21 protein-coding genes are annotated in these 22,156 nt (G+C 68.8%); 16 read left to right on the forward strand and 5 right to left on the reverse strand.

The features are described 5' to 3' along the window. Positions 1–70: 70 nt before the first annotated feature. From ACFOMP_RS18350 to ACFOMP_RS18370, 5 genes are all read right to left on the reverse strand, one after another. Positions 71–1,462, reverse strand: a complete 1,392-nt coding sequence (locus ACFOMP_RS18350; protein WP_289895537.1) for an NAD(P)/FAD-dependent oxidoreductase — start codon at positions 1,460–1,462, stop codon at positions 71–73. Between the two features lie 8 nt (positions 1,463–1,470). Beyond that, positions 1,471–1,887 (reverse strand): nuclear transport factor 2 family protein, encoded by a 417-nt coding sequence (locus tag ACFOMP_RS18355; RefSeq protein WP_019351391.1) that lies wholly within the window; start codon positions 1,885–1,887, stop codon positions 1,471–1,473. Positions 1,888–1,901: 14 nt separating this feature from the next. Continuing rightward, positions 1,902–3,242: a TRAP transporter large permease gene (locus ACFOMP_RS18360; protein WP_379033267.1), complete on the reverse strand. Its 1,341-nt coding sequence runs from the start codon at positions 3,240–3,242 to the stop codon at positions 1,902–1,904. Continuing rightward, positions 3,239–3,799 (reverse strand): TRAP transporter small permease, encoded by a 561-nt coding sequence (locus ACFOMP_RS18365; protein WP_019352660.1) that lies wholly within the window; start codon positions 3,797–3,799, stop codon positions 3,239–3,241. Before ACFOMP_RS18365 ends, ACFOMP_RS18360 begins: the two co-directional genes overlap by 4 nt. An 84-nt stretch (positions 3,800–3,883) precedes the next feature. After that, positions 3,884–4,894, reverse strand: a complete 1,011-nt coding sequence (locus ACFOMP_RS18370; protein ID WP_289895539.1) for a TRAP transporter substrate-binding protein — start codon at positions 4,892–4,894, stop codon at positions 3,884–3,886. Positions 4,895–5,007: 113 nt separating this feature from the next. Between ACFOMP_RS18370 and pdxR the strand changes: the two genes are divergently transcribed. The 16 genes from pdxR to ACFOMP_RS18450 form a co-directional block, all read left to right on the forward strand. After that, on the forward strand, positions 5,008–6,495 hold the full coding sequence (gene pdxR, locus ACFOMP_RS18375; protein WP_289895540.1) for a MocR-like pyridoxine biosynthesis transcription factor PdxR: 1,488 nt from the start codon (positions 5,008–5,010) through the stop codon (positions 6,493–6,495). Positions 6,496–6,785: 290 nt separating this feature from the next. Beyond that, entirely contained in the window at positions 6,786–7,295 is a 510-nt protein-coding gene (fabA, locus tag ACFOMP_RS18380; RefSeq protein WP_289895541.1) for a bifunctional 3-hydroxydecanoyl-ACP dehydratase/trans-2-decenoyl-ACP isomerase, read from the forward strand. A gap of 21 nt (positions 7,296–7,316) precedes the next feature. Beyond that, positions 7,317–8,546: a beta-ketoacyl-ACP synthase I gene (gene fabB, locus ACFOMP_RS18385; RefSeq protein WP_379033272.1), complete on the forward strand. Its 1,230-nt coding sequence runs from the start codon at positions 7,317–7,319 to the stop codon at positions 8,544–8,546. 19 nt (positions 8,547–8,565) lie between these two features. Next, on the forward strand, positions 8,566–9,354 hold the full coding sequence (locus tag ACFOMP_RS18390; RefSeq protein ID WP_289895543.1) for an enoyl-ACP reductase FabI: 789 nt from the start codon (positions 8,566–8,568) through the stop codon (positions 9,352–9,354). Beyond that, positions 9,354–10,226 (forward strand): alpha/beta fold hydrolase, encoded by an 873-nt coding sequence (locus tag ACFOMP_RS18395; RefSeq protein ID WP_379033275.1) that lies wholly within the window; start codon positions 9,354–9,356, stop codon positions 10,224–10,226. Before ACFOMP_RS18390 ends, ACFOMP_RS18395 begins: the two co-directional genes overlap by 1 nt. Positions 10,227–10,300: 74 nt before the next feature. Further along, positions 10,301–12,112: an FG-GAP-like repeat-containing protein gene (locus ACFOMP_RS18400; protein ID WP_379033278.1), complete on the forward strand. Its 1,812-nt coding sequence runs from the start codon at positions 10,301–10,303 to the stop codon at positions 12,110–12,112. A 75-nt stretch (positions 12,113–12,187) separates the two neighbouring features. Then, the gene (locus ACFOMP_RS18405) at positions 12,188–13,084 is read left to right on the forward strand and encodes a LysR family transcriptional regulator (RefSeq protein ID WP_379033281.1); all 897 of its coding nucleotides are present in this window, start codon (positions 12,188–12,190) and stop codon (positions 13,082–13,084) included. A 160-nt stretch (positions 13,085–13,244) separates the two neighbouring features. Continuing rightward, positions 13,245–14,651 (forward strand): aspartate ammonia-lyase, encoded by a 1,407-nt coding sequence (gene aspA, locus ACFOMP_RS18410; protein WP_289895547.1) that lies wholly within the window; start codon positions 13,245–13,247, stop codon positions 14,649–14,651. 347 nt (positions 14,652–14,998) lie between these two features. Further along, complete coding sequence (locus ACFOMP_RS18415) at positions 14,999–16,570, forward strand: phage tail sheath C-terminal domain-containing protein (protein ID WP_379033284.1); 1,572 nt, start codon at positions 14,999–15,001, stop codon at positions 16,568–16,570. 12 nt (positions 16,571–16,582) lie between these two features. Next, positions 16,583–17,110: a phage tail protein gene (locus ACFOMP_RS18420; protein WP_028713688.1), complete on the forward strand. Its 528-nt coding sequence runs from the start codon at positions 16,583–16,585 to the stop codon at positions 17,108–17,110. 21 nt (positions 17,111–17,131) lie between these two features. Beyond that, positions 17,132–17,794, forward strand: a complete 663-nt coding sequence (locus tag ACFOMP_RS18425; RefSeq protein ID WP_379033287.1) for a hypothetical protein — start codon at positions 17,132–17,134, stop codon at positions 17,792–17,794. Further along, positions 17,791–18,543 (forward strand): hypothetical protein, encoded by a 753-nt coding sequence (locus ACFOMP_RS18430; protein ID WP_379033290.1) that lies wholly within the window; start codon positions 17,791–17,793, stop codon positions 18,541–18,543. Before ACFOMP_RS18425 ends, ACFOMP_RS18430 begins: the two co-directional genes overlap by 4 nt. Position 18,544: 1 nt before the next feature. Next, positions 18,545–19,858 carry a DUF4255 domain-containing protein gene (locus ACFOMP_RS18435; protein WP_379033293.1) on the forward strand — a complete coding sequence of 438 codons (1,314 nt, stop codon included), beginning with the start codon at positions 18,545–18,547 and terminating at the stop codon, positions 19,856–19,858. Then, on the forward strand, positions 19,855–21,651 hold the full coding sequence (locus tag ACFOMP_RS18440; RefSeq protein WP_379033296.1) for an ATP-binding protein: 1,797 nt from the start codon (positions 19,855–19,857) through the stop codon (positions 21,649–21,651). Before ACFOMP_RS18435 ends, ACFOMP_RS18440 begins: the two co-directional genes overlap by 4 nt. Then, the gene (locus tag ACFOMP_RS18445) at positions 21,648–21,899 is read left to right on the forward strand and encodes a hypothetical protein (RefSeq protein WP_289895553.1); all 252 of its coding nucleotides are present in this window, start codon (positions 21,648–21,650) and stop codon (positions 21,897–21,899) included. The genes ACFOMP_RS18440 and ACFOMP_RS18445 overlap by 4 nt, the downstream gene beginning before the upstream one ends. Further along, a partial coding sequence (locus ACFOMP_RS18450; RefSeq protein ID WP_379033299.1) for a hypothetical protein occupies positions 21,896–22,156 on the forward strand: 261 nt, incomplete at its 3' end. The genes ACFOMP_RS18445 and ACFOMP_RS18450, both read left to right, overlap by 4 nt.

Below are 22,156 nucleotides of genomic sequence, written 5' to 3' on the forward strand. Positions count from 1 at the left end.
GCTCGATACCGTGCAGTTGCAAAACCTTAACAAAGGCTTCCTCGGTGGTCATTCTCATGGCGATGGCTCCTTATCTGCGCTCGTCGCGATAGTGGTAAAACTTGTAGAGGCCCCATTGGCCCAGCCGCCGGAACGGCGTCTTCCAGCCCTCATGCGGCAGTTCGGTGTTGAAGATCGGCAGCGCGGGCACGGCCTCGCCCGCGACCAGTTGCGCCATGCGCCGGCCGGCCATGGCGGAATACATCACGCCGTTGCCGCCATAGCCCAGGGCATAGAAGGCGCCGGGCAGGTCCGGCAGGCCGGTGATGCGCGGCATCATGTCGTGGCTGACATCCACCCAGCCCCACCAGCTGTAATCCAGCTCGATGCCGCGCAGCGTCGGGAACTTGCGGTACATGCCCTCCTTCAGCCCGTTCAGATGCGTCGGGTTCGCGGCGTCGCGGCCGGTGATCGCGGCACGCGAACCGATCTGCAGCCGGTTGTCGGGCAAGAGCCGGTAATAATGCCGCAGCGTCCGGGTGTCGGTCAGCGGCGAGAGCTTGCGGATGCCGATCGCCTCCAGCTCGCCCGGCGTCAGCACGCGGGTGACGATGCTGTTCGACATGATCGGCATCAGCCGGTCCCTGAGCCGCGGATGCAGGCTGCGCGGCGCATAGGCCGCCGTCGCCACCGCCACGCGCTTCGCCCGCACCGTGCCGCCCGGCGTGCGCAGGTGATGCACGCCGTCCCGGTAGTCCCAGCCCTGAACCGGGCTGTCGACATGCACTTTCGCGCCCAGTTCGCGGGCCACCCGCAGATAGCCGAAGGCCAGTTTCGCGGCATGGATGCCGACGCCGTCCACCTCCCACATGGCGCCATGCGCCTCGTGGTCGCGCACCACGGTCTCGTGCAGCTCGCCGCGCGAGAGCATGCGGGCGTCATAGCCGAATGTGTCGCGCAGCAGCGCCGCCTCGCTTTCCAGCGCCGGCATCACGCCGGCCTTGTGGGCGATGTAGTAATGCCCGCCATCCTGCGGCTCGCAGTCGATCGCATGGTCGCGGATCAGGCCGCGGAACAGCTCGAAACCCTCGCAAACCTCGGCATGCAGACGCTTCGCGACATCGAGGCCCCAGCGCTCGATCCACTGGCTGCGCTTCAGCCGGCCCGAGCTGACCTGCGCCTGGCCGCCGTTGCGGGTCGAGCAGCCATAGGCGACGCCGTTCGCCTCCAGCACCGTGGCCTTGATGCCGTGCATCTTGGCCAGGTGGATGGCGCAGGAAAGGCCGGTATAGCCCGAGCCGATCACCACCACATCAGCATCCATGTCGCCCGTCACCGGGCCGTCGTCCGGCGGCGGGGTGCCGGCGGTGCCGATCCAGTAGGTCGGTGCATAGTCGCTGCGCGGACCCAGGCCGGGCGCCGTGATGGGATCATAGAACGGGTCGAAGGGGACCGAACCCGCACGTTTCTCGATCGCCTGCATGGCCGTCCTCATTTCTCGGCAAGGGCGGGGGCAGAGGCGGGGATGGCCGGGCGCTGCTTGCGGATCGCCTGTTTCTCGACGATCCGACCGTCGCGGATGCGGAACAGGTCCACGCCCTGCACCTCGATGCGGCTGCCGTCCGGGTTGGTGGCACGGAACGTCCATTGCGAAACGCCGCGCGTGCCGTCCTCGGACAGGAAATGCGTGTGGTCGGCCCATGCGACGTCCGGCATCGTCGTCCAGACGGTCTCGAAAGCCTTGGCGATCGCCGCCTTGCCTTCGACCTTGTTGCCGTATTCGTGCTCGCCGGCGACGGTGTAGAACACGCAGTCATCGGCAAAATGGGTCATCACGCCGTCGATGTCGTGGCGGTTGAAGGCGTCGAAGGTGGCCTTCAGGTCGTCGGCGGTCAGCTTGCGGGTCATGGGTAACTCCTTGGTCAATAGCCCAGCAGGGCGGGAAGCCAGAGGGCGATCTGCGGGAACAGGGCGATGACGAAAATCGCGGCGGTCGAGGCGATGGCGAAGGGCAGCGCGGTCACGCTGATCTTCTCGATGGTCTCGCCCGAAATGCCGGAGGCGATGAACAGGTTCTCGCCCAGCGGCGGGGTCTGGAAGCCGACGGACAGCGTGCAGATCATCACGATGCCGAAGTGGATCGGATCGATGCCCACCATATAGGCCACCGGCAGCATGACCGGGACCAGGATCATGATCGCGGCCAGCGTCTCCATGAACATGCCCACGATCAGCAGCATGCCGATGATCAGCGCCCAGATCGCATAGATGTTGGTGGTCAGGCCCAGGATGCCGCCGGCGATGATGCCGGGGATGTTGTTCTCGATCAGGACGCGGCCGAAGATGGTGGCGGCGAACAGCACCAGAAGCACCCGCCCGGCCAGCCAGGTCGTCGCCTCGAGCGCCTTGAAGACCTCGCCCAGATCCAGTTCGCGGTAGATGAAGATTCCGACGAACAAAGTGTAGAAGATGGCGATGATGGCGGCTTCGGTGGGCGTGAACATGCCGGTATAGATGCCGCCCAGGATCACCACCGGGGCCAGCAGCGCCCAGAAGCCCTGATAGCAGGCGCACATGAACTTGCGCAGCGACAGCGTCTCGGACGAGCCGTGATAGCCCCGCCCCTTGCAGCGGACGTAGTTCATCAGCAGCAGGCCGCCGGCCATGACCGCGCCAGGCAGGAAGCCGGCGATGAACATCTTCGAGATCGAGACCGACTGGAACTGGCCATGCGCCTCGACGGCGGCCGGATCGGGCGCGATGCCCATGGCCGAGATGCCGTAGATGATCATCGGAATCGAGGGCGGGATGACGATGCCCAGACCGCCCGCGGCGGCGGTGGTCGAGGCGGCGTAATCGCGGCTGTAGCCGTTGCGGATCATGCCGGGGATCATCAGCATGCCGACCGCGGCGGTGGTGGCCGGCCCCGAACCCGAGATCGCGCCGAAGAACAGGCAGGCGACGATGGTGGCGGCGGAAAGGCCGCCGGTGAACGGACCGGCCAGGCTTTCGGCGACCGAGATCAGCCGGCGCGACAGGCCCGCGGCCTCCATCAGCGCCCCGGCCAGGATGAACGAGGGCAGCGCCATCAGCGGGAAGGACCCGACCGAGGACCAGGCCATCTGTACCATCTTGATCGGATTGTCGCCCAGATAGAGCATGGCGGCCAGCGCGGCCACGCCAAGCGCGACGGTGATCGGCGCACCCAGCACCATCAGCAGGGCGAAGGTGCCGAACAGGACTTCTACGACATAATCGCTCATTTCTTGTGCTCCCGCTCGTAGGCGCGCTGCTCGTCGGCGGCGAGTTCGAGCATCTCCTCGACCTCGACCTTGTCGGGGTCGCGCGGGTCGATGCCCTTCACGAGTTTCAGATAGTTCACCTGCAGGATGCGGATCGTCATCAGCGCGAAGGCGATGGGCAGCGCCATGTAGACGTAGCGCATCTCCCAGCCCAGGGTCTGGGCCTTCACGAAGGGCTTCAGCCGGCCGATGAACTGGATGGCCTGCCAGATGAACACGATGTTGAAGATGATCCAGAACAGATCCCCGATCGCCTCCAGCACACGCGCCGCCTTGCGCGGCATCATGTTCAGGTGGAAGGTCACCCGGTTATGCGCCGCCATGCGCGCCGCATAGGACGCGCCGAAATAGGCGAACCAGACGAAGAGGATGACGGACAGTTCCTCGATCCAGGTGATCGAGAAGCCGAAGATCTGCCGTGCGACGATCTGGACGAAAAGCAGCGTGACGAAAAGCGCCAGCAGCGCGCGGCAGATGTAGCTTTCGAGATGGTCGAGATGCTTCCAGAATGCAGACATGAATTGCCTCCGGATAAGGGGCGTTCCAGCGAGGATTGGCGAAAGGGCGGGCGCGCCGGGCGCGCCCGCAGTCGGGGAGGAGGGTTATTTCGCCGGATCGCGACCCAGCGAGGTCAGCACCCCGTCGAGAACCTCTTTGCCGCCGATCTGGTCGTAGAATTTCGGCCAGACCTTGGTCGTCGCCAGTTCGATGAATTCCTTCTCGTCATCGGCGGGCTCGGTGATCTCCATGCCCCGGCCGACCAGCTCTTCCTTGATCTTGCTTTCCTGGTCCCGCAGGAATTGCGCCGAGGCTTGCGTCGCCTCCTGCCCGGCTTCCAGGACCTGCTGCTGCTCTTCCGGCGAAAGGCTCTGGAACAGCGCCTCGCTGATGATCAGCGGCTCGATCGAGAACAGGTAGCGCAGGTCGGTCACGTATTTCTGGACCTCGTAGAACTTCATCGAGTTGACGGTCATGTAGGGGTTGTCCTGACCGTCGACGACCTTCTGCTGGAGCGCGGCGAAGGTCTCGCCCCAGGCCATCGGGGTCGGGTTGATGCCCCAGCTCTTGTAGGTCTCGATCATGATCTCGTTCTTGGGCACGCGCACCACGACCCCCTGCAGGTCGGCCACCGTGGCGATCGGCTTTTTCGAGTTCGTCAGCACGCGAAAGCCGGAATAGGCCCAGCCGATGATGCGCACGCCGGCATCCTCGACGGTCTGCGCGATCATCTGCTGGCCGATTTCGCCCTGGGTGACCTTTTCGGCATCCTCCTGGCTCAGGATGACATAGGGCAGCGTCAGGGTGCCGACGGTGGGCGAGAAAGGCGTGATGTTGTTGATCGCGAGAATCGAGAAATCCAGCGTGCCGGTGGCGGCGGCGGTCACGGTGTCCTGCTCGTCGCCGAGCTGGCCGTTGAGGAACAGCTTGCCGGTCATCTGGCCGCCGGTTTTCTCCTCCAGCGCCGCGACGAAGGCCTTACCCAGCGCCTCCTGGGTGCCGCCGGCGCCATCGCCGACCGCGATGCGATACTCGGCCGCCGAAGCCGGCAGGGCGACCGTTCCCAGGCTCAGCGCAAGCGCGGTGCCGGACAGAATGCGGGTAATGAAAGACATTGGAAGCCCCCTGTTGAGATAGGCGTCGCCTTGTTTGCGATCGCTGATGCGGCAAAATGTTGCAGGTGACGCAGCGCAACGATATGTCCAGTTCAAACCAAAGTTAGATCCAGATGAGTGACCGGATTCCCGTCGAGATGTTCTTTCTGCGCGATGGCGAGGCAGGCACGCTGCAGGCGCGGCTGGCGGCGGCCATCGTGCGAGCGATCCTGGAAACGCGGGCGCGGCCGGGCAGCCGGCTGCCCTCCTCGCGCGGGCTGGCGGAATCGCTGGGACTGTCGCGGATGACGGTGACGCTGGTCTATCAGGAGCTGGTCAGCCAGGGCTATCTGGAGACCCGGCCGCGCTCCGGCATCATGGTCGCCGCCACCGTGCCGCACCGGCGGCTGAAGGTGCAGAAGCCGCTGCCGCGCCAGACCGCGCTCGATTGGAACCACTGGCTGGCGGACCAGCAGCCGCGGCAGCGGGTGATCCGCAAGCCGGCGAATTGGCAGGATTTCCGCTATCCCTTCATCTATGGGCAAAGCGACGCGGCGCTTTTCGACCACAATGCCTGGCGCGATTGCGCCCGCCGCGCCTGGGGCACGCGGGATTTCGGCGAACTGGCCTCGGATCTCTACGGCGCCGACGATCCGATGCTGATCGACTATATCCGCTCGCATTCCCTGCCCCGGCGCGGCATCCAGGCCGAACCGGACGAGGTGCTGGTGACGCTGGGCGCACAGAACGCGCTGTTCATCACCATCGAGCTTCTGGCGCGCGGCGACCGGCTGGCGGTGACCGAAGACCCCGGCTATCCCGATTTCGCCGAGACCCTGCGCCGCGCCCACAGCCCGACCACCTTCCTGGACGTGGACGAGGGCGGGCTGAATCCCGAGCTGCTGCCGCAGGGCACGCGGCTGGTGATCGTCACCCCCAGCCACAACATCCCCACCGGCGCCACCATGCCGCTGGCCCGGCGCCGCGACCTGCTGACCCGCGCCGCCGCGCATGACTTCCTGATCGTCGAGGACGATTACGACTTCGAGATGTCCTATCTCGCCCCACCGGCCCCGGCGCTGAAATCGCTCGATCGCGCCGGGCGGGTGATCTATATCGGCAGCTTCTCGAAATCGCTGTTTCCGGGGCTGCGCATCGGCTACATGGTGGCGCCGGCGCCGCTGATCGCCCGGGCACGGGCGCTGCGCGCCATCATGCTGCGCCACCCGCCGAACCACCTGCAGCGGATCACCGCCTATTTCCTGGCGCTTGGCCATTACGACGCGCATATCGTGCGGCTGCGCGGGGCGCTGAAACGCCGGCGCGCGCTGATGGAGGAGGCGCTGGCCGCCACGCCGCTGCGCATCGCCGGCGCCGCGCGCTCGGGCGGATCGAGCCTGTGGATCGAGGGGCCGGAGGGCATCGACAGCGGCATCCTGGCCAGCCGCCTGCTGGAAGACAGCGTGCTGATCGAGCCGGGCGAGGTGTTCTTCGAGACGCCGCCCAGCCCCTGCCGCTTCTTCCGGCTGGGCTATTCCTCGATCAAGGATGCGGATATCGCGCCAGGAATCGCCCTGATCGCCCGCCGCGCCCTGGAACTGGCCGCCGAACCGCCGGTCTAGCCCGGCCGGCATTCGGGCAATCCGGGTCCGCCCCGGCCATCGCGGCCGCTCTCCGTTGGCCAAATACCCTGCCGGGGTCCGGGGGCGCAAAGCCCCCGGTCGCGATGCGGGCCGGGCGGCGCCCCGGCAAATCCGCCCTCTCCCGGCACGAGCGGGCAGAATCGCGCAAAAACCTGCGCCCTTGCACCTTGCCGGGGCGGAATGATAGACCGAAAGCCAAGTGTCGCGCGGGGCTTGCCCGGCGCAGGCCGCAGCAATAACGCAACGTCCGACCAAGGGAAAACACGCGCATGACGATGACACGGACCAGCTTTGACAAGGACGATCTGCTGGCCTGCGCCCGTGGCGAGTTGTTCGGCCCCGGAAATGCCCAACTGCCCGAACCGCCGATGCTGATGATGGACCGCATCACCGACATCTCGGCCGATGCCGGGCCGCATGGCAAGGGCCATGTCACCGCCGAGTTCGACATCCATCCCGACCTGTGGTTCTTCGCCTGCCACTTCCCCGGCAATCCGATCATGCCCGGCTGTCTGGGCCTCGACGGGCTCTGGCAACTCACCGGCTTCAACCTCGGCTGGCGCGGCTGGCAGGGCCGCGGCTACGCGCTCGGCGTGGGCGAGGTCAAGCTGACCGGCATGGTCCGTCCCGACCGCAAGCTCTTGCGTTATCACGTCGACTTCACCAAGGCGGTGCAGACCCGTCGCCTGACCATGGGGGTCGCCGACGGCCGGGTCGAGGCCGACGGCGAAACCATCTACGAGGTCAAGGACATGAAAGTGGCCCTGTCGGCCGCCTGACCCATGAACAAGGAGCACGCCATGCGCCGCGTCGTCATCACCGGGCTGGGCATCGTCTCTCCCATCGGCAACAATGCCGCAGAAGTTGCGGAGAGCCTGCGCGAGAGCCGGTCGGGGATCGTCTTCTCTCCCCAATATGCCGAACATGGCTTCCGCAGCCAGGTCCACGGCATGCCGCAGATCGCCGTCGAGGAGCATATCGACAAGCGCAACCTGCGCTTCATGGGCATGGGCGCGGCCTATAACTTCATCGCCATGCAGCAGGCGATCGAGGATGCGGGCCTGGCGCCCGCGGATGTCTCGAACGAGCGCACCGGCCTGGTGATGGGCTCGGGCGGCCCCTCGACCGCCAACCTGTTCGAGGCGCACCGCACGGTGATCGAGAAGGGCGCGCCGAAGCGCATGGGGCCCTTCATGGTCACGCGCTGCATGTCCTCGACCAATTCGGCCTGCCTGGCCACGCCGTTCAGGATCAAGGGCGTGAACTATTCGATCACCTCGGCCTGCTCGACCTCGGCGCATTGCATCGGCAACGGCACCGAGCTGATCCAGATGGGCAAGCAAGACATCGTCTTCGCCGGCGGCGGCGAGGAGCTGGACTGGACGCTGTCGTGCCTGTTCGACGCCATGGGCGCCATGTCGTCGAAATATAACAACACGCCGCAGACCGCCTCGCGGCCCTTCGACACCACCCGCGACGGCTTCGTCATCGCCGGCGGCGCCGGGGTGGTGGTGCTGGAAGAACTGGGCCACGCGCTGGCGCGCGGCGCGAAGATCTATGCCGAGGTCACCGGCTATGGCGCCACCAGCGACGGCCATGACATGGTCGCCCCCTCCGGCGAGGGCGGCGAGCGTTCGATGCGGCTGGCGCTCTCGACCCTGCCCGAGGGCCGCAAGGTTTCCTACGTCAACGCGCATGGCACCTCGACCCCGGTCGGCGACGTGGGCGAGATCAAGGCCCTGCGCCGCGTCTTCGGCGAGGGTGCCGTGCCGCCGGTCTCCTCGACCAAGTCGCTGACCGGCCATTCGCTGGGGGCGACCGGCGCGCATGAGGCGATCTATTCGCTGCTGATGATGCAGAACGGCTTCATCGCCGCCTCGGCCAACATCACCGAGATCGACCCCGAGATCCGGCCCGAGGAGATTGCGCGGACGCGCGTGGACAATGTCGATTTCGATAGCATCCTTTCCAACAGTTTCGGCTTCGGCGGCACCAATGCGACTCTGGTCCTGTCGAAATACCGCGAATAAGCCAAGAAAAGGTTAAGCCATGGGCGAATTGATGAAGGGAAAGCGCGGCCTGGTGATGGGGGTCGCGAATGACCGCTCGATCGCCTGGGGGATCGCGAAGGCTCTGGCCGAGCAGGGGGCGGAGCTGGCCTTTTCTTATCAGGGCGAGGCCTTCGGCAAGCGGGTCGAACCGCTGGCGGCCTCGCTCGGCTCGGATTTCCTGATGGATGTGGACGTGCTCGACGACGAATCGCTCGGCCGCGCCTTCGACCAGATCGGCGCGCGCTGGGGCGGCCTGGATTTCCTGGTCCATGCCATCGCCTTCTCGGACAAGGCCGAACTGACCGGCCGCTTCATCAACACCACGCGGGAGAATTTCAGGAATTCCCTGACGATTTCCTGCTATTCGCTGATCGACCTGGCCCGGCGGGCGCAGCCGTTGATGACCAAGGGCGGCTCGATCATCACCCTGACCTATGCCGGCTCGAACCGGGTCACGCCGTTCTACAATGTCATGGGCGTGGCCAAGGCGGCGCTGGAATCCTCGGTGCGCTACCTGGCCAATGACCTGGGCCCCGAGGGGATCCGCGTCAACGCCATCAGCCCCGGCCCGATGAAGACCCTGGCCGGCGCGGCCATCGGCGGCGCCCGCAAGACCTATCGCCATACCGAAGCCAATGCCCCGCTGCGCGCCAATGCCACGCTGGAGGCGATCGGCGGCACGGCGGTCTGGCTCTGCTCGGACTGGGGCGCCTGCACCACCGGCGAGGTGGTTCTGGTCGATGGCGGCTATCACGTCCTGGGCATGCCGCAATCGGACAACCTCTGATGACCGTCCGCTTCTACCGGGCCGAGGACGGCGCGCGGCTGGCCTATCGCGATGCGGGCGATGGCCTGCCCGTGCTGGCCCTGGCCGGCCTGACCCGCACCGGACGCGATTTCGACTATCTGGCGCCGCATCTGGCCGGGCTGCGGCTGCTCCGCCCGGATTATCGCGGCCGCGGCGATTCGGACTGGACCGGCGCCGAAAGCTATACCGTCCCGCAGGAGGCCCGCGACGTCCTGGCGCTGCTGGATCATCTGGGCATCGAAAAGGCGGCGGTCCTGGGCACCTCGCGCGGCGGCATCATCGGCATGCTGCTGGCGGCGACGGCGCCGGACCGGCTGCTGGGCCTGTGCCTGAACGATGTCGGGCCCGCGCTGCAGCGCAGCGGGCTGGAGAGGATCTTCGACTATGTCGGCCGCAACCCCGCCGGCGCCAGCCTGGCCGATCTGGCCGAGCGCCTGCCCGCCGCCATGCCCGAATTTGCCAATGTGCCGCCCGGGCGCTGGCAGGAGGAGGCCGAGCGTCACTATGTCGAGACGCCCGAGGGGCTGCGCATCAACTACGATCCGGCGTTGCGCGCGGCCTTCCTGGCCGCCTTCGACGCGCCCGAGGTGGACCTCTGGCCGCTTTTCGATGCCGCGGCCGTCCTGCCGCTGGCGTTGATCCGCGGCGCCAATTCCGACCTGCTCTCGGCCCGGACCGCCGCCGAGATGCGAAACCGACGCCCCGACATGATCCTGGCCGAGGTGCCGGATCGCGGCCATATCCCCTGGCTGGACGAACCCGAGGCGCTGCAGGCGATCCGCGCCTGGCTGGCGCTGATGCGGCTAGCCAGGCCGCGACAGAATCGGACCGTTTTCCCCTGCCGTTCATGATGAAGATTGCGCGAAACGGGCGCGAGGAGTAGGCTGGACCTGTTTCTCGGTTGTTCTGTTAACGAGTCTGAATCATGTCTGGCGCGGCATCGAATGTCGTTTTCGTCGCCCATCAGGACGATCATATCCTGTTCATGGAACAGGATCTGCACGCCGCCTTGATGCGCGGAGAATCCATCACCACCGTCTTCGTGACCGCCGGCGATGCCGGCCGCGGCGAGGAATACTGGCTCGAGCGCGAGGCGGGCGCCCGCGCGGCCTATAGCGCCATGACCGGCTCGACCGCCTGGGTGACCGAGACGGTGACCTTCGGCAGCGGCGATCGCAGCTATCAGGTGGTGTCCAGCTACCTGGCCGACCATCCCGAGATCCGGCTGTATTTTCTGCGTGCCCCGGACGGCATGATGCAGGGCGGCGGCTCGGCGCGCTACGGGCGGGAAAGCCTGCGCCAACTGGTCGAGGGCGATATCGACGCGGTGCATACGGTGGACGGTGCCGCCAGCTACAGCCAGGCCGAACTGGTCGAACTGATGCAGCTGATCATGGACGGCCATGACGCGACCAATGTCATGGTTCAGGATCACCGCAGCATCTTCGCCCATGACGATCACAGCGACCACCGCTCCGTCGCCTTCCTGGCCACGCTGGCGTATGACGGCTCGGATACCGACAGCACGCTGCACAGCTATGTCGATTATGGCAGCCGGTGGCTGCCGGCCAATGTGCCGACCGCGTTGCTGGAGCATTTCTGCGAGATTTTCCGCGCCTATACCGAACATGACGCCGCGACCCAGGTCGGTCGCGCTGCGGATGGCACGATGGTCTTCAGCGCGCATTTCCTCGCCTGGCTGCAGCGCGACTATCTGGTCGAGGAGGTGCTGGACATCTGGTCGCTGGATTTCAATGCCGGCCGCAGCGGCTGGCAGGTCGAGCGGCATGTGCGCGACATGGCCGATGTGGATGGCGACGGCCGCGCCGATATCATCGGCTTCGGCGAACGCCAGGTGCTGACCGCACTGGCAGACGGCCTGTTCTTCGGCGACGCCACGGGTTGGGCATCGGATTACAGCTTTCGGACCGGCTGGCGCACCGACCGGCACGAGCGCGAGACCGGCGACCTGAACGGCGACGGCCGCGCCGATCTGATCGCCTTTGGCGATGGCGGCGTGCATGTCGCGCTGTCGGACGGCACGCGCTTCGTCGATGCCGGGCGCTGGCTTGCCGATTTCGGCCAGAACGCCGGGCACTGGCGCGTCGCCCTGCACGAACGCGCGGTCGCCGATGTCGATGGCGACGGGCGCGACGATGTGATCGGCTTCGGCGGCGGCAGCACGCTGGTCAGCCTGTCGACCGGCACCGGCTTGACCGGGGTGCGGGTTTGGACCCGGGAATTTTCCTATGCGGCCGGCTGGCGCAACGAATTGCATGTGCGCGACCTGGCCGATGTGAATGGCGACGGCCGCGCCGATGTCGTCGGCTTCGGCGATGCCGGGGTGCGCGTGGCGCTGTCCACTGGCACGGGCTTCGCGGCCAGCACGCTCTGGACTGCGGAATTCGGCCGCGATACCGGCTGGAGCGTGGCGCTGCATGAACGCCTGCTGGCCGATGTGGATGGCGACGGCCGCGCCGATATCGTCGGCTTCGGCGAGGACGGCGTCCTTGTCGCCCTGTCCACCGGCGCGGGTTTCGCGGCGGCGCAGCTTTGGTCCGACGGGTTCGGCCATGCCGCTGGCTGGCGTACCGACCGCCACGAAAGGCGCATGGCCGATGTGAATGGCGACGGCCGCGCCGATATTGTCGGCTTCGGCGAGGATGTCGTCCAGGTGGCGCTGTCCACCGGCTCGGGCTTCGCCGCGCCCACCCTGGCGGACGAATTCCTGTTCTAGCACCGCGCGCGCATCGCGCGTCTTTCTGTGGCGCCGCCCCTGCCGGTCGGGTAAAGCGACGCGAAAGGGGGGTGCATGGATTTCAAATGGCTTGAGGATTTCCTGAGCTTGGCCGAGACGCACAGCTTCTCGCGCTCGGCGCAGCTGCGCGGCGTCACCCAAAGCGCCTTCAGCCGCCGCATCCGCGCGCTCGAGGAATGGCTGGGCACCGATCTTTTGTCGCGCGACAGCTACCCGGTGACGCTGACCCCGGAAGGCGTGCTGTTCCGCGAGACCGCCGAGGAAGCCGTGCGGATGATCAACGCCCGCCGCACCGAATTCCGCGACCACACCCGTTCGCATGGCGGCGAGATTTCCTTCGTGGCGCTGCACAGCCTGACCGTGACCTTCCTGCCCGGCTGGCTGATGCGGCTGAAGGCGGCGACCGGGCAGATGACCAGCCGCGTCAAGCCCGAGAATTTCGACCGCTGCATCGAGGCGCTGACCGAGGGCGGCTATGATTTCTTCCTGACCTATGCGCATCCGCAGGTGAACATCCCGCTGGACCCGGCGGGCTTTCCGCATCTGGTCGTCGGCCAGGACAGCCTGGTCGCCGTCGCCCGCCCCGGCTGGCCGCGGGAATGGCTGACCGAGGGCATGCCGATGCTGAAATATTCCCGCGGCTCGTTCCTGAACGCCATGGCGCGGATCGCCCTGGAACAGCCCGGCGCCCCCAAGGTCTATGTCGCCCATACCGACGAGGCGAGCATGGCCGAGGCGATGAAAAGCATGGCCGTCGCCGGGCATGGCGTCGTCTGGCTGCCGCGCCTGCTGGTCGAGGCCGAGATCGAGACCGGCCGGCTGGAGATCGTCGCCCCGGAACTGCCGATGGAGATCCGGCTTTACCGCAATGCCGCGCGCGGCCGCGGCATCACCGGCCGGGTCTGGCAGGCCGCCCGCGAATTGGGCGATGGTTATGCAATAACCGAATAACCCAGCCGGACTCGGCATTGGAAATTGCGCGCGGCCGCGCCTAATTCAGGGGCACCAAGGGCCGACTGGCCCGCAAGACGCGAACAGATCCAGACAAACTGCATGGCTGCAACGGTCCCGCGGAACGCGGGCCGCTGGTCCGTGCCTCTTCGAGGTGACCATGAAACAGACCCGCATCGAACATGACCTGCTTGGCGACCGCGAGGTGCCCGCCGACGCCTATTGGGGCGTCCACACCCTGCGCGCCGTCGAGAATTTCCCGATTTCGGGCCGGCCGATCGGTGAAATTCCCGAACTGATCCGCGCCTTGGCCGCGATCAAGCAGGCGGCCGCGCTGGCCAATGCCGATCTGGGTCTGCTCTCGCCCGAACGCCGCGACGCCATCGCCGCCGCCTGCGAGGAGATCCGCGCCGGCAAGCTGCACGACCAGTTCATCGTCGACCAGATCCAGGGCGGCGCCGGCACCTCGACCAACATGAACGCCAACGAGGTGATCGCCAACCGGGCGCTGGAGCTGATGGGCCATGCCAAGGGCGAATACCAGTTCCTGCACCCGAACGAGCATGTGAACATGAGCCAGTCGACCAACGACGTCTATCCGACGGCGCTGCGGCTGGCCTCGTGGCGGGGGCTGCAGAACGTCATCGCGGCGCTGGCCTCGCTGCGCGGCGCCTTCACCGAGAAGGGCGCCGAGTTCGCCGACATCCTGAAGATGGGCCGCACCCAGTTGCAGGAAGCCGTGCCGATGACGCTGGGCCAGGAATTCAACGCCTTCGGCATCACCATCGGCGAGGACGAGCTGCGCCTGGCCGAAGCTGCCGCCCTGATCTGCGAGATCAACCTGGGCGCCACCGCCATCGGCACCGGCATCACCACCCATCCCGAATATGCCGAACGGGTGCGGGCGCGGCTGGCCGAGATCACGGTGATTCCCGTGGTCACCGCCCCCGACCTGGTCGAGGCGACGCAGGATTGCGGCGCCTTCGTGCAGGTCTCGGGCGTGCTGAAGCGGGTGGCGGTGAAGCTGTCGAAGATCTGCAACGACCTGCGGCTGCTGTCCTCGGGCCCGCGCGCCGGCTTCAACGAGATCAACCTGCCGGCGAAGCAGGCCGGTTCCTCGATCATGCCGGGCAAGGTCAACCCGGTGATCCCCGAGGTGGTGAACCAGGTCTGCTTCGAGGTGATCGGCAACGACATGACCATCGCCATGGCGGCCGAGGGCGGGCAGCTGCAGCTCAACGCCTTCGAGCCGGTGATCGCCTACAGCATGTTCCGCTCGGTCAGTCATCTGGTCGCCGCCTGCGACACGCTCGAGCACAACTGCGTGCGCGGCATCACCGCCAACCGCGACGTGCTCAAGGAAACCGTGCGCCGCTCGATCGGCATCGTCACGGCGCTGAACCCCTATATCGGCTATGCCGCCGCCACCGAGGTCGCGACCGAGGCGCATCTGACCGGCCGCGGCGTCTATGAGTTGGTGCTGGAAAAGGGCCTGCTGCCCAAGGAACGGCTGGACGCGATCCTGCGCCCGGAAAGCCTGACCAAGCCGCAGCTTTTCGTCGCCTGAGGCGGCGCGGCCCGCACAACCCTGGGCCGACTCGTCCGCGCCCCGACCTGACCATCGTCCAGGCCGGGGCGCATCGGTTTTTTCGTTCCAGCCCGCCGGTTTCCGGCAAATCCCCGAATCTCATTCGTTGCGTCAGCGGCAAAGTTTTGCTAACTTTCGCTTCATACGTGTCTCTATCTCTTTCTCGAATAATCCAAGAGGGGCTGCCCTCCCCTCGGCCAGGTCGACCAGTCGGGTCCGCGGCGTCCGGAACATGCCTCCGGCGCCAGTGATCTCTCCGGTCTGCTGACGGTTCATGCGCAATCCCGGCCGCCATCCGCGCCGGGCCATTCAGCGAGGGCTCCCCCATGCTCGACACTCCCGGCGTCTATGTCCAGGAAATCCCCAGCGGTAGCGCGCCGATCGCCGGCGTGGCGACCTCGAACACCGCCTTCATCGGCGTTCTCGGGCAAGGCCCGCTGGGCCGCGCCACCCGCGTCACCTCCTGGGGCGAATTCGAGCGGGTCTTCGGCGGGCTGCATCCGGGATGCGAGACCAGCTATGCGGTGCGCAACTATTTCCTGAACGGCGGCAACATCGCCTTCGTCGTGCGGGCCTCGAACGGCGCCACCCCGGCCTCGGTGCTGCTGCCGCCGAACAATGCCGGGCTGACGCTGGCCGCCTCCTCGCCCGGGACATGGGGCAACAACCTGCGCATCGGCGTGGCGCGGGCCGGCGGCGGTGCCACCAGCTTCGACCTGCTGGTGCGGCTCTATCGCGGCAATGACGTGATGCGCGAGGAATCCTACAGCGGCCTGTCGGCGAACAGCACCCATCTGCGCTATGTGACGCGGGTGCTGGCCGCGGAAAGCCAGCTTGTCACCGTCAGCGCCCATGCCAACGGCAACCTGCCCAATGCCACGCAATCGGGCGGCGCCGACGTGACCACGCTGGACGGGCTGCGCCAGCTTGCGGCGGCGGCGCTGGCGGCCATGTCCACCCAGGGCGCCGACGGCACCCTGCCCGGCGATACCGATGCCTGGCAGAACCTGGCGGTGAACGCGCTGGGGGCCGGCATCGACGCGCTGGACGCCATCGTGCCGGACGTGTTCAACCTGATGTGCCTGCCCGACCTGTCGGTGCTGGGCCATGCCCGCCGCGCGGTCGCGGCGCAGGTCTACCAGCGCGCCTATGCCTATTGCGAGCGGCACTTCGCCTTCCTGATCGTCGATCCGCTGGAGGGCACCACCCGCGCCAATATCCTGGAATGGACCGGGGCGCTGGGCGGCACGATCCGGCGCAACGCGGCGCTGTATTTCCCCAAGCTGACGGCGCCCGACCCGCTGAACCCGACGCAGAACCGCAATTTCGCCGCCTCGGGCGCGGCGGCGGGCATCATCGCCCGCACCGATGCGACGCGCGGGGTCTGGAAGGCGCCGGCCGGCACCGCGGCGGGCGTCGCCGGCGGCCGGCCCGTCGATGTGATGACCGATCCGCAGCAGGGGCCGCTGAACGTGCAGGGCATCAACGTGATCCGGACCTTCCCGGTCTACAACACCGTGGTCTGGGGCGCGCGCACGCTGGACGGCGCCGATGCGCTGGCCTCGGAATGGAAATACGTCCCGGTGCGCCGGCTGGCGCTCTATATCGAGAACAGCCTGCTGCGCGGCCTGCAATGGGTGGTGTTCGAACCGAATGACGAGCCGCTCTGGGCCTCGGTGCGGCTGAACGTCACCGGCTTCATGTCGCAGCTGCACCGACAGGGCGCCTTCCAGGGCGCCTCGGCCCGCGACGCCTTCCTGGTGAAATGCGACGGCGAGACCACCACCCAGGCCGACATCAACCTGGGCATCCTGAACATCTATGTCGGCTTCGCCCCGGTCCGGCCGGCCGAATTCGTCATGCTGCGCATCCAGCAACGCCTGCAAACCACGAACTGAGGGGGTCCGACCATGGCACAGTTCAGCATCAACGCCACCCGCTTCGACCCCTACAAGAACTTCAAGTTCCGGGTGAAATGGGACGGCCGCTATGTCGCCGGCATCTCGAAGGTCTCGGCCCTGAAGCGCACCACCGAGGTGGTCGAGCATCGCGAGGGCGGCGATCCCTCCGTCTCGCGCCGCAGCCCCGGCCGCACCAGCTTCGAGGCAATCACGCTGGAGCGCGGCGTCACCCATGACGTCGAGTTCGAGCAATGGGCGAACAAGGTCTGGAACTACGGCTCGGGCCTGGGCGCCGAGGTGTCCCTGCGCGATTTCCGCAAGGATCTGGTGATCGACCTTTACAACGAGGCCGGGCAGCTGGCGCTGTCCTATCGCGTGTTCCGGGCCTGGGTGTCGGAATACCAGGCGCTGCCGGAACTCGACGCCAATGCCAATGCCGTCGCCATCCAGTCGATCAAGCTGGAGAACGAGGGTTGGGAACGCGATTACGACGTGGCCGAACCCAGCGAGATTTCCTTCCTGGAGCCGGCGGTCTGACGCCATGATCGGGGAAGCATCATGCTGGACGGCGACGCGCTTCTTGACCTCTACCAGCGCGGACGGGCGGGCGATGCGCTAGACCGCGCCGCGCTGCTCGGCCGTGCCGCCGCCGGGGCGGGCGCCGAGACGCTGCCGCTGGGCGAACTCGACCGCCGCATCTGGGCGCTGCGCGCGCGGCTGGTCGCCGAAACCGGCGGACCGGCGGGCGACGAAGCGGTCTGCACCTGTCCGGCCTGCGGCGCGCGGCTGGAATTCGCCCTGCCCGCCGATTTCGCCCCGCCCCCGGCGGTCGCCCAGACCGTGGTGGTGGACTGGCAGGGGGAAACCCATGTGCTGCGCCTGCCCCGCCTTGCCGATTTCGGCCCGCAGGGCTTGCGGCTTCAGGCGCTGGGTGCGGCGCCCTGGCACGATCCCGGCTTTGCGGCGCTGGCGGCCGAGGCGCTGCAGGCCGCCGATCCGGCGCTTGGCCTGACGCTGGCCATGGACTGCCCGGAATGCGGCGCGGCGCTGGCCGAAGGCTTCGACCCCGCCGCCTGGCTCTGGGCCGAGATCGAGGACAAGGCCCGGCGCCTGCTGTCCGAGGTGGTGCGGCTGGCCCGCGCCTTCGGCTGGTCCGAGCGCGACATCCTTGCGATGCCGCCGGCGCGCCGCGCGCTCTACCTGGCCGAGGTGGCGCCATGAGCCTGTTCGACACCCTCAGCCGCCGCTTCCTGCAGCCGCCGGCGATCCTGCCCCGCCCGCGCCAGCGCTTCGAGGGCGATGCTCCGGATGCGGGCTTTGCCGAGGAGACGGCGGAGCGCCTTGCCGCCCCGCCGCGCCCGCCCGTGCCGCGGATCGAGCCGCGGACCGAGCCGCCGCGCCCGCCGTTGTCCGCCCCGGCGCCGAGGCCGGCAGCGCGGATTGCCGAGGCGCCGGCGCAAGGCCTCGCCCCGGCGCCGCTACCCCAACCGCACCCGGCGCCCGCGCCTGTGCCAGCCGTCGCCGGCCGGGATGCGTCGCCAGCGCCGGGCATCACCGTCGAGCCGGCACCGCGTCCCGACGCCGCGCCGAAGCCCGTTGCGACGGAAGCGCCCGTGCCCCGACCCCCATCTCGGCCGGCCGAACCGCGCGCCGGACCCGCATCGGAAAAACCACACCGGCCGGCCGAACCGGGCGAGCATCGCGCGCCGCAAACCGTCGAGCCGCCTGCCCCGCCCCGTATGCGCGTCAGCCCGGCCGCGCCCAAGCCCGCCAGCGCGCCCGAAGCCGCGCCGCCCGCGCCGGTCCCGGAACCCGCGCCCAGGGTCGAGATCCAAATCGGCCGCATCGAGGTCGCCGCCGCGAAACCGCCGCCCGCCCCACCCGCGCAAGCCGCAAGGCCCGGCCCCGCCCCGCGCCCGGCGGCGCCGGCCCGACCCGGCCTGACCGACTATCTCGGATGGAAGCGATAGGATGTCGAACGCGCTTGCCATAGCCGCCGTGACCGCGATCCTCAGGGACCGGCTGAACGACGGGCTGCTGAATGCCAACCTGGATTCCATCGGCCAGTTCAGCGTCACCTCCTCGCCCCCCGACCGGCTTGAGGGGGACGCCGAGCCGTCCAACCGGCTGAACATCTACCTGTGGAACGTCACCCGCAACGCCGCCTGGTCCAGCCAGCGCCTGCCGGCCCGCAGCGCCTCGGGGGCGCGGCTCGACAATCCCTGGCTGGCGCTGGACCTGCATTACATCCTGACCGCCACCGGCGCCGAAGACCTGAATGCCGAGATCCTGCTGGGCTACGGCATGCAGGTGCTGCACGAAACCCCGGTGCTGACCCGCGCCGACATCCGCATCTCGCTGGGCGGCGCCGATCCGGCGGTGGATGCAAGCCTGTTGCCGGCGCCGCTGCGGCTGCTGGTCGCGGCGGACCTGGCCGAGCAGTTCGAGCAGATCCGCGTGACGCAAGCCGTGCCGGAAAGCCGCGACCTCGGCCAGATCGAGGCGCTGAGCAACATCTGGTCGGCCTTTTCCGCGCCGCTGCGGGCCTCGGCGCTGTATCAGGTGGCCTGCGTGCTGATCGAAAGCCGCCGCCCGGCGCGCTCGGCCCTGCCGGTGCTGACCATCGGCGGCCGCACCGCGCCCCTGCAGGCGCCGCGCATCCTGCGGGTGACGGCGCTGCCCGGCGGCGCGGGGACGCTGCCCGAGCCTATGGCCGCCATCCTGCCCGGCGGCTGGGTGGCGGCCGAGGGCACGGCGCTGGCCGCCGAGCGGATGCGGGTCATGCTGGGCGCCCGGCCGGTCACGGTGGCGGCGGCGAATGTCGACGCGCGGCGCATCGACCTGCAGCTGCCCGCCGACCAGCCGGCCGGCATCGCCCGGCTGACGGTCGATCACCTGTTCGAGCCCGCGCCCGGCCAGGCCGAGCGGCTTTGGGAAAGCTCGAACGCGCTGCCCTTTGCCATCGCGCCGGTGGTGACGGCGGTGGCGCGGGCCGGCACGGTGACCGCCGGCCGGTTCACGGGCAGCGTGACGCTGACCCTGGGCCATCCGGTGGGCGAGCGGCAGGCGGCGGCGCTGCTGTTCAACCCGCTGCCGGGGGGATCGGCGCCGGCCTTCTCGGTTCCCGCGCAGCGGGTCGAGGGCAGCACCGACCGCATCCGCGCCGATCTGGCCGGCGTGGTCGCCGCCGAGTATGTCGTGCGGGCCGAGATCGACGGCGCCGCCAGCCTGCCGACGCTGGGGCCGCAGGGCTTCGACGGGCCGGTCGCGGATCTGGATCCATGACCCGGCATCAGGCCATATCCGCCGCCGCGCGGCAGGCACGGGCGCTGGAGTTGGCCGGCCGGCATGCCATGGCGCTGCTGGAGCGCGGGCCGGGCCTGCCGCTGTTACCGCAACTGGAAGACCTCTCGGCGCTCGGGCCGGTGGCGCTCTTGCAGATCGCCCGGCGCTTCGGCCTGTCGGCGCTGGATCTAGACCTGTTCTGCCTGATCGCCGCGCCCGAACTGGGCATCGAGCCCGCCGCCGCCCTGGCCGCGCATCCGCTGGCCCGGCACGGCCGCGCCACGCCGGCGCTGTGCGGCATGGTGCTGGGGGCCGAGGCCGGTCCGGCGCTTTCTGCCACCGCGCTGCTGCGCCAGGGAGCGCTGGTCGAGGCGTTGCCAGGCCATGGGTTTGCCCAGCGGGTGCTGGCGGTGCCCGAGGCGGTGGCCTTGGCCCTGATCGGCGCACCGGTCCCCGATCCGGCGCTGGCCCCGGCGCTTTCACCCTGCATGGCCGCGCCGCATCCGCAGGCGGGTGCGCTGGCCGAGGCGCTGCTGAAGGCGCGCGCGCAAAACCCGGCGCCGATCCTGCACCTGGCCACCGCCGACCCGGTCGAGGCCGGCGCGCTGGCCGCCGAGGCCGTGGCGGGGTTGGGCCTGCGCCTGGCGGCGCTGGAGCCGCGGCTGCTGCCGCAGGATCTCGACCCGGCGCGCGCCGCGCAACTGCTCAACCGCGACGTGGTGCTGACCGAAACGGCCATGCTGATCCCGGCCACGCCCGAAGGCTGCCTGATCGCCGACCGGCTGCTGGGGCCATGCCTGCTTTGGGGCCTTTCCCCGCAACCGACGCAGCGGCCCCGCGCCAGCCTTGCCCCGGTCCGCAGCGCGCCGCTGCCCGGCAGCGAGATGGCGGATGCGCAGGCCAGCCACGCCACCGGCCTCGTCCCCGACCTGCCGGCGCTGATCCGCGCCCGCGCCGCGCAGGGGCTGGAGGGACTGGCGCAGCGCATCGCGCCGCAGGCGCGCTGGGACGACCTGGTCCTGCCGCCCGCGCAGTTGCAGCAATTGCGCCAGCTTGCCGCCTGCCGCCGCCACGGGCCGCGCGTGCTGGACGACTGGGGCTTCCGCGCCAAGTCGGCGCGCGGGCTTGGACTGACGGCGCTGTTCAGCGGCCCCTCGGGCACCGGCAAGACCATGGCGGCCGAAATCCTGGCCCGCGAACTCTGCGAGGACGGCGGCGCGCTGGCGCTCTATCGCGTCGACCTGGCGGCGCTGACCTCGAAATATATCGGCGAGACGCAGAAGAACATCGGCCGCATCTTCGACGCCGCCGAGGATGCGGGCGCGGTGCTGCTTTTCGACGAGGGCGAGGCGATCTTCGCCCGCCGCTCGCCCGAGGTGAAGGACAGCCACGACCGCCACGCCAATTCCGAGACCTCCTACCTGCTGCAGCGGCTGGAAAGCTATGCCGGCATCGCCATCGTGACCACGAACCTGCGCGCGGCGGTGGACGACGCCTTCCTGCGCCGCTTCCGCGCGGTGATCGACTTCCCCTTCCCCGACGCCGCGCAGCGGGCGCTGATCTGGCAGGCGGTGCTGCCCGAGGCGCTGCCGCGCGACGCCATCGACTTCGACGCGCTGGCCCGGCTGGCGGTGACCGGCGGCTTCATCCGCTCGATCGCGCTGACCGCCGCCTGGCTTGCGGCCGAAAGCGGCGGGCGGCTGGGCATGGCGCATCTGGAGCGCGCGGCGCGGCAGGAATACATGAAGCTCGGCAAGCCGCTGTCCGAGGCGGAACTGCGGGGCTTCCGATGAGCGGCGCGGTCACCCTGCATGTCGGCGCGCTGTCCCTGCCCGGCCTGACCGAGGCCGAGGCGGCCCGCGCCGCCCGCGCCTTCGAGGCCGAGCTGACGGCGCTTCTGGAACGCCACGGCCTGCCCCCCGGCATCCGCCCCGCCGACCTGGAGCGCATCGACTTGGGCCGGCTGCCCGCCGGCGCCGGCACGCCCGAGGCGATGGGCCGCGAACTGGCCCGGGCGCTGCTGCGGAGGCTGGGGCCATGAGCGCGCTGCGCAAGCATGCCGCGCCCGAGCCGGCGCCACGCGAACCGGCCCGCGCCGGGCCGCGCTGGAAGGTAAGGGTCACGCCGCCGCGGACTGATGCGGCCGAGGCCCCGGACCACATCCCGCTGGAGCGGCTGCGTCAGGCCGCCGCGCCGGGGCTGCATCGCGCGCCCCTGCCCTTCCGCCCGGCGCTGGAGGCGATGTTCGGCGCGCTGCCGCCGGTCGAGGTGCTGACCGGCGCCCCGGTCGAGGCGGGG

This window comes from Paracoccus simplex, from assembly GCF_042648325.1.
Taxonomy (GTDB): Bacteria; Pseudomonadota; Alphaproteobacteria; order Rhodobacterales; family Rhodobacteraceae; genus Paracoccus; species Paracoccus simplex.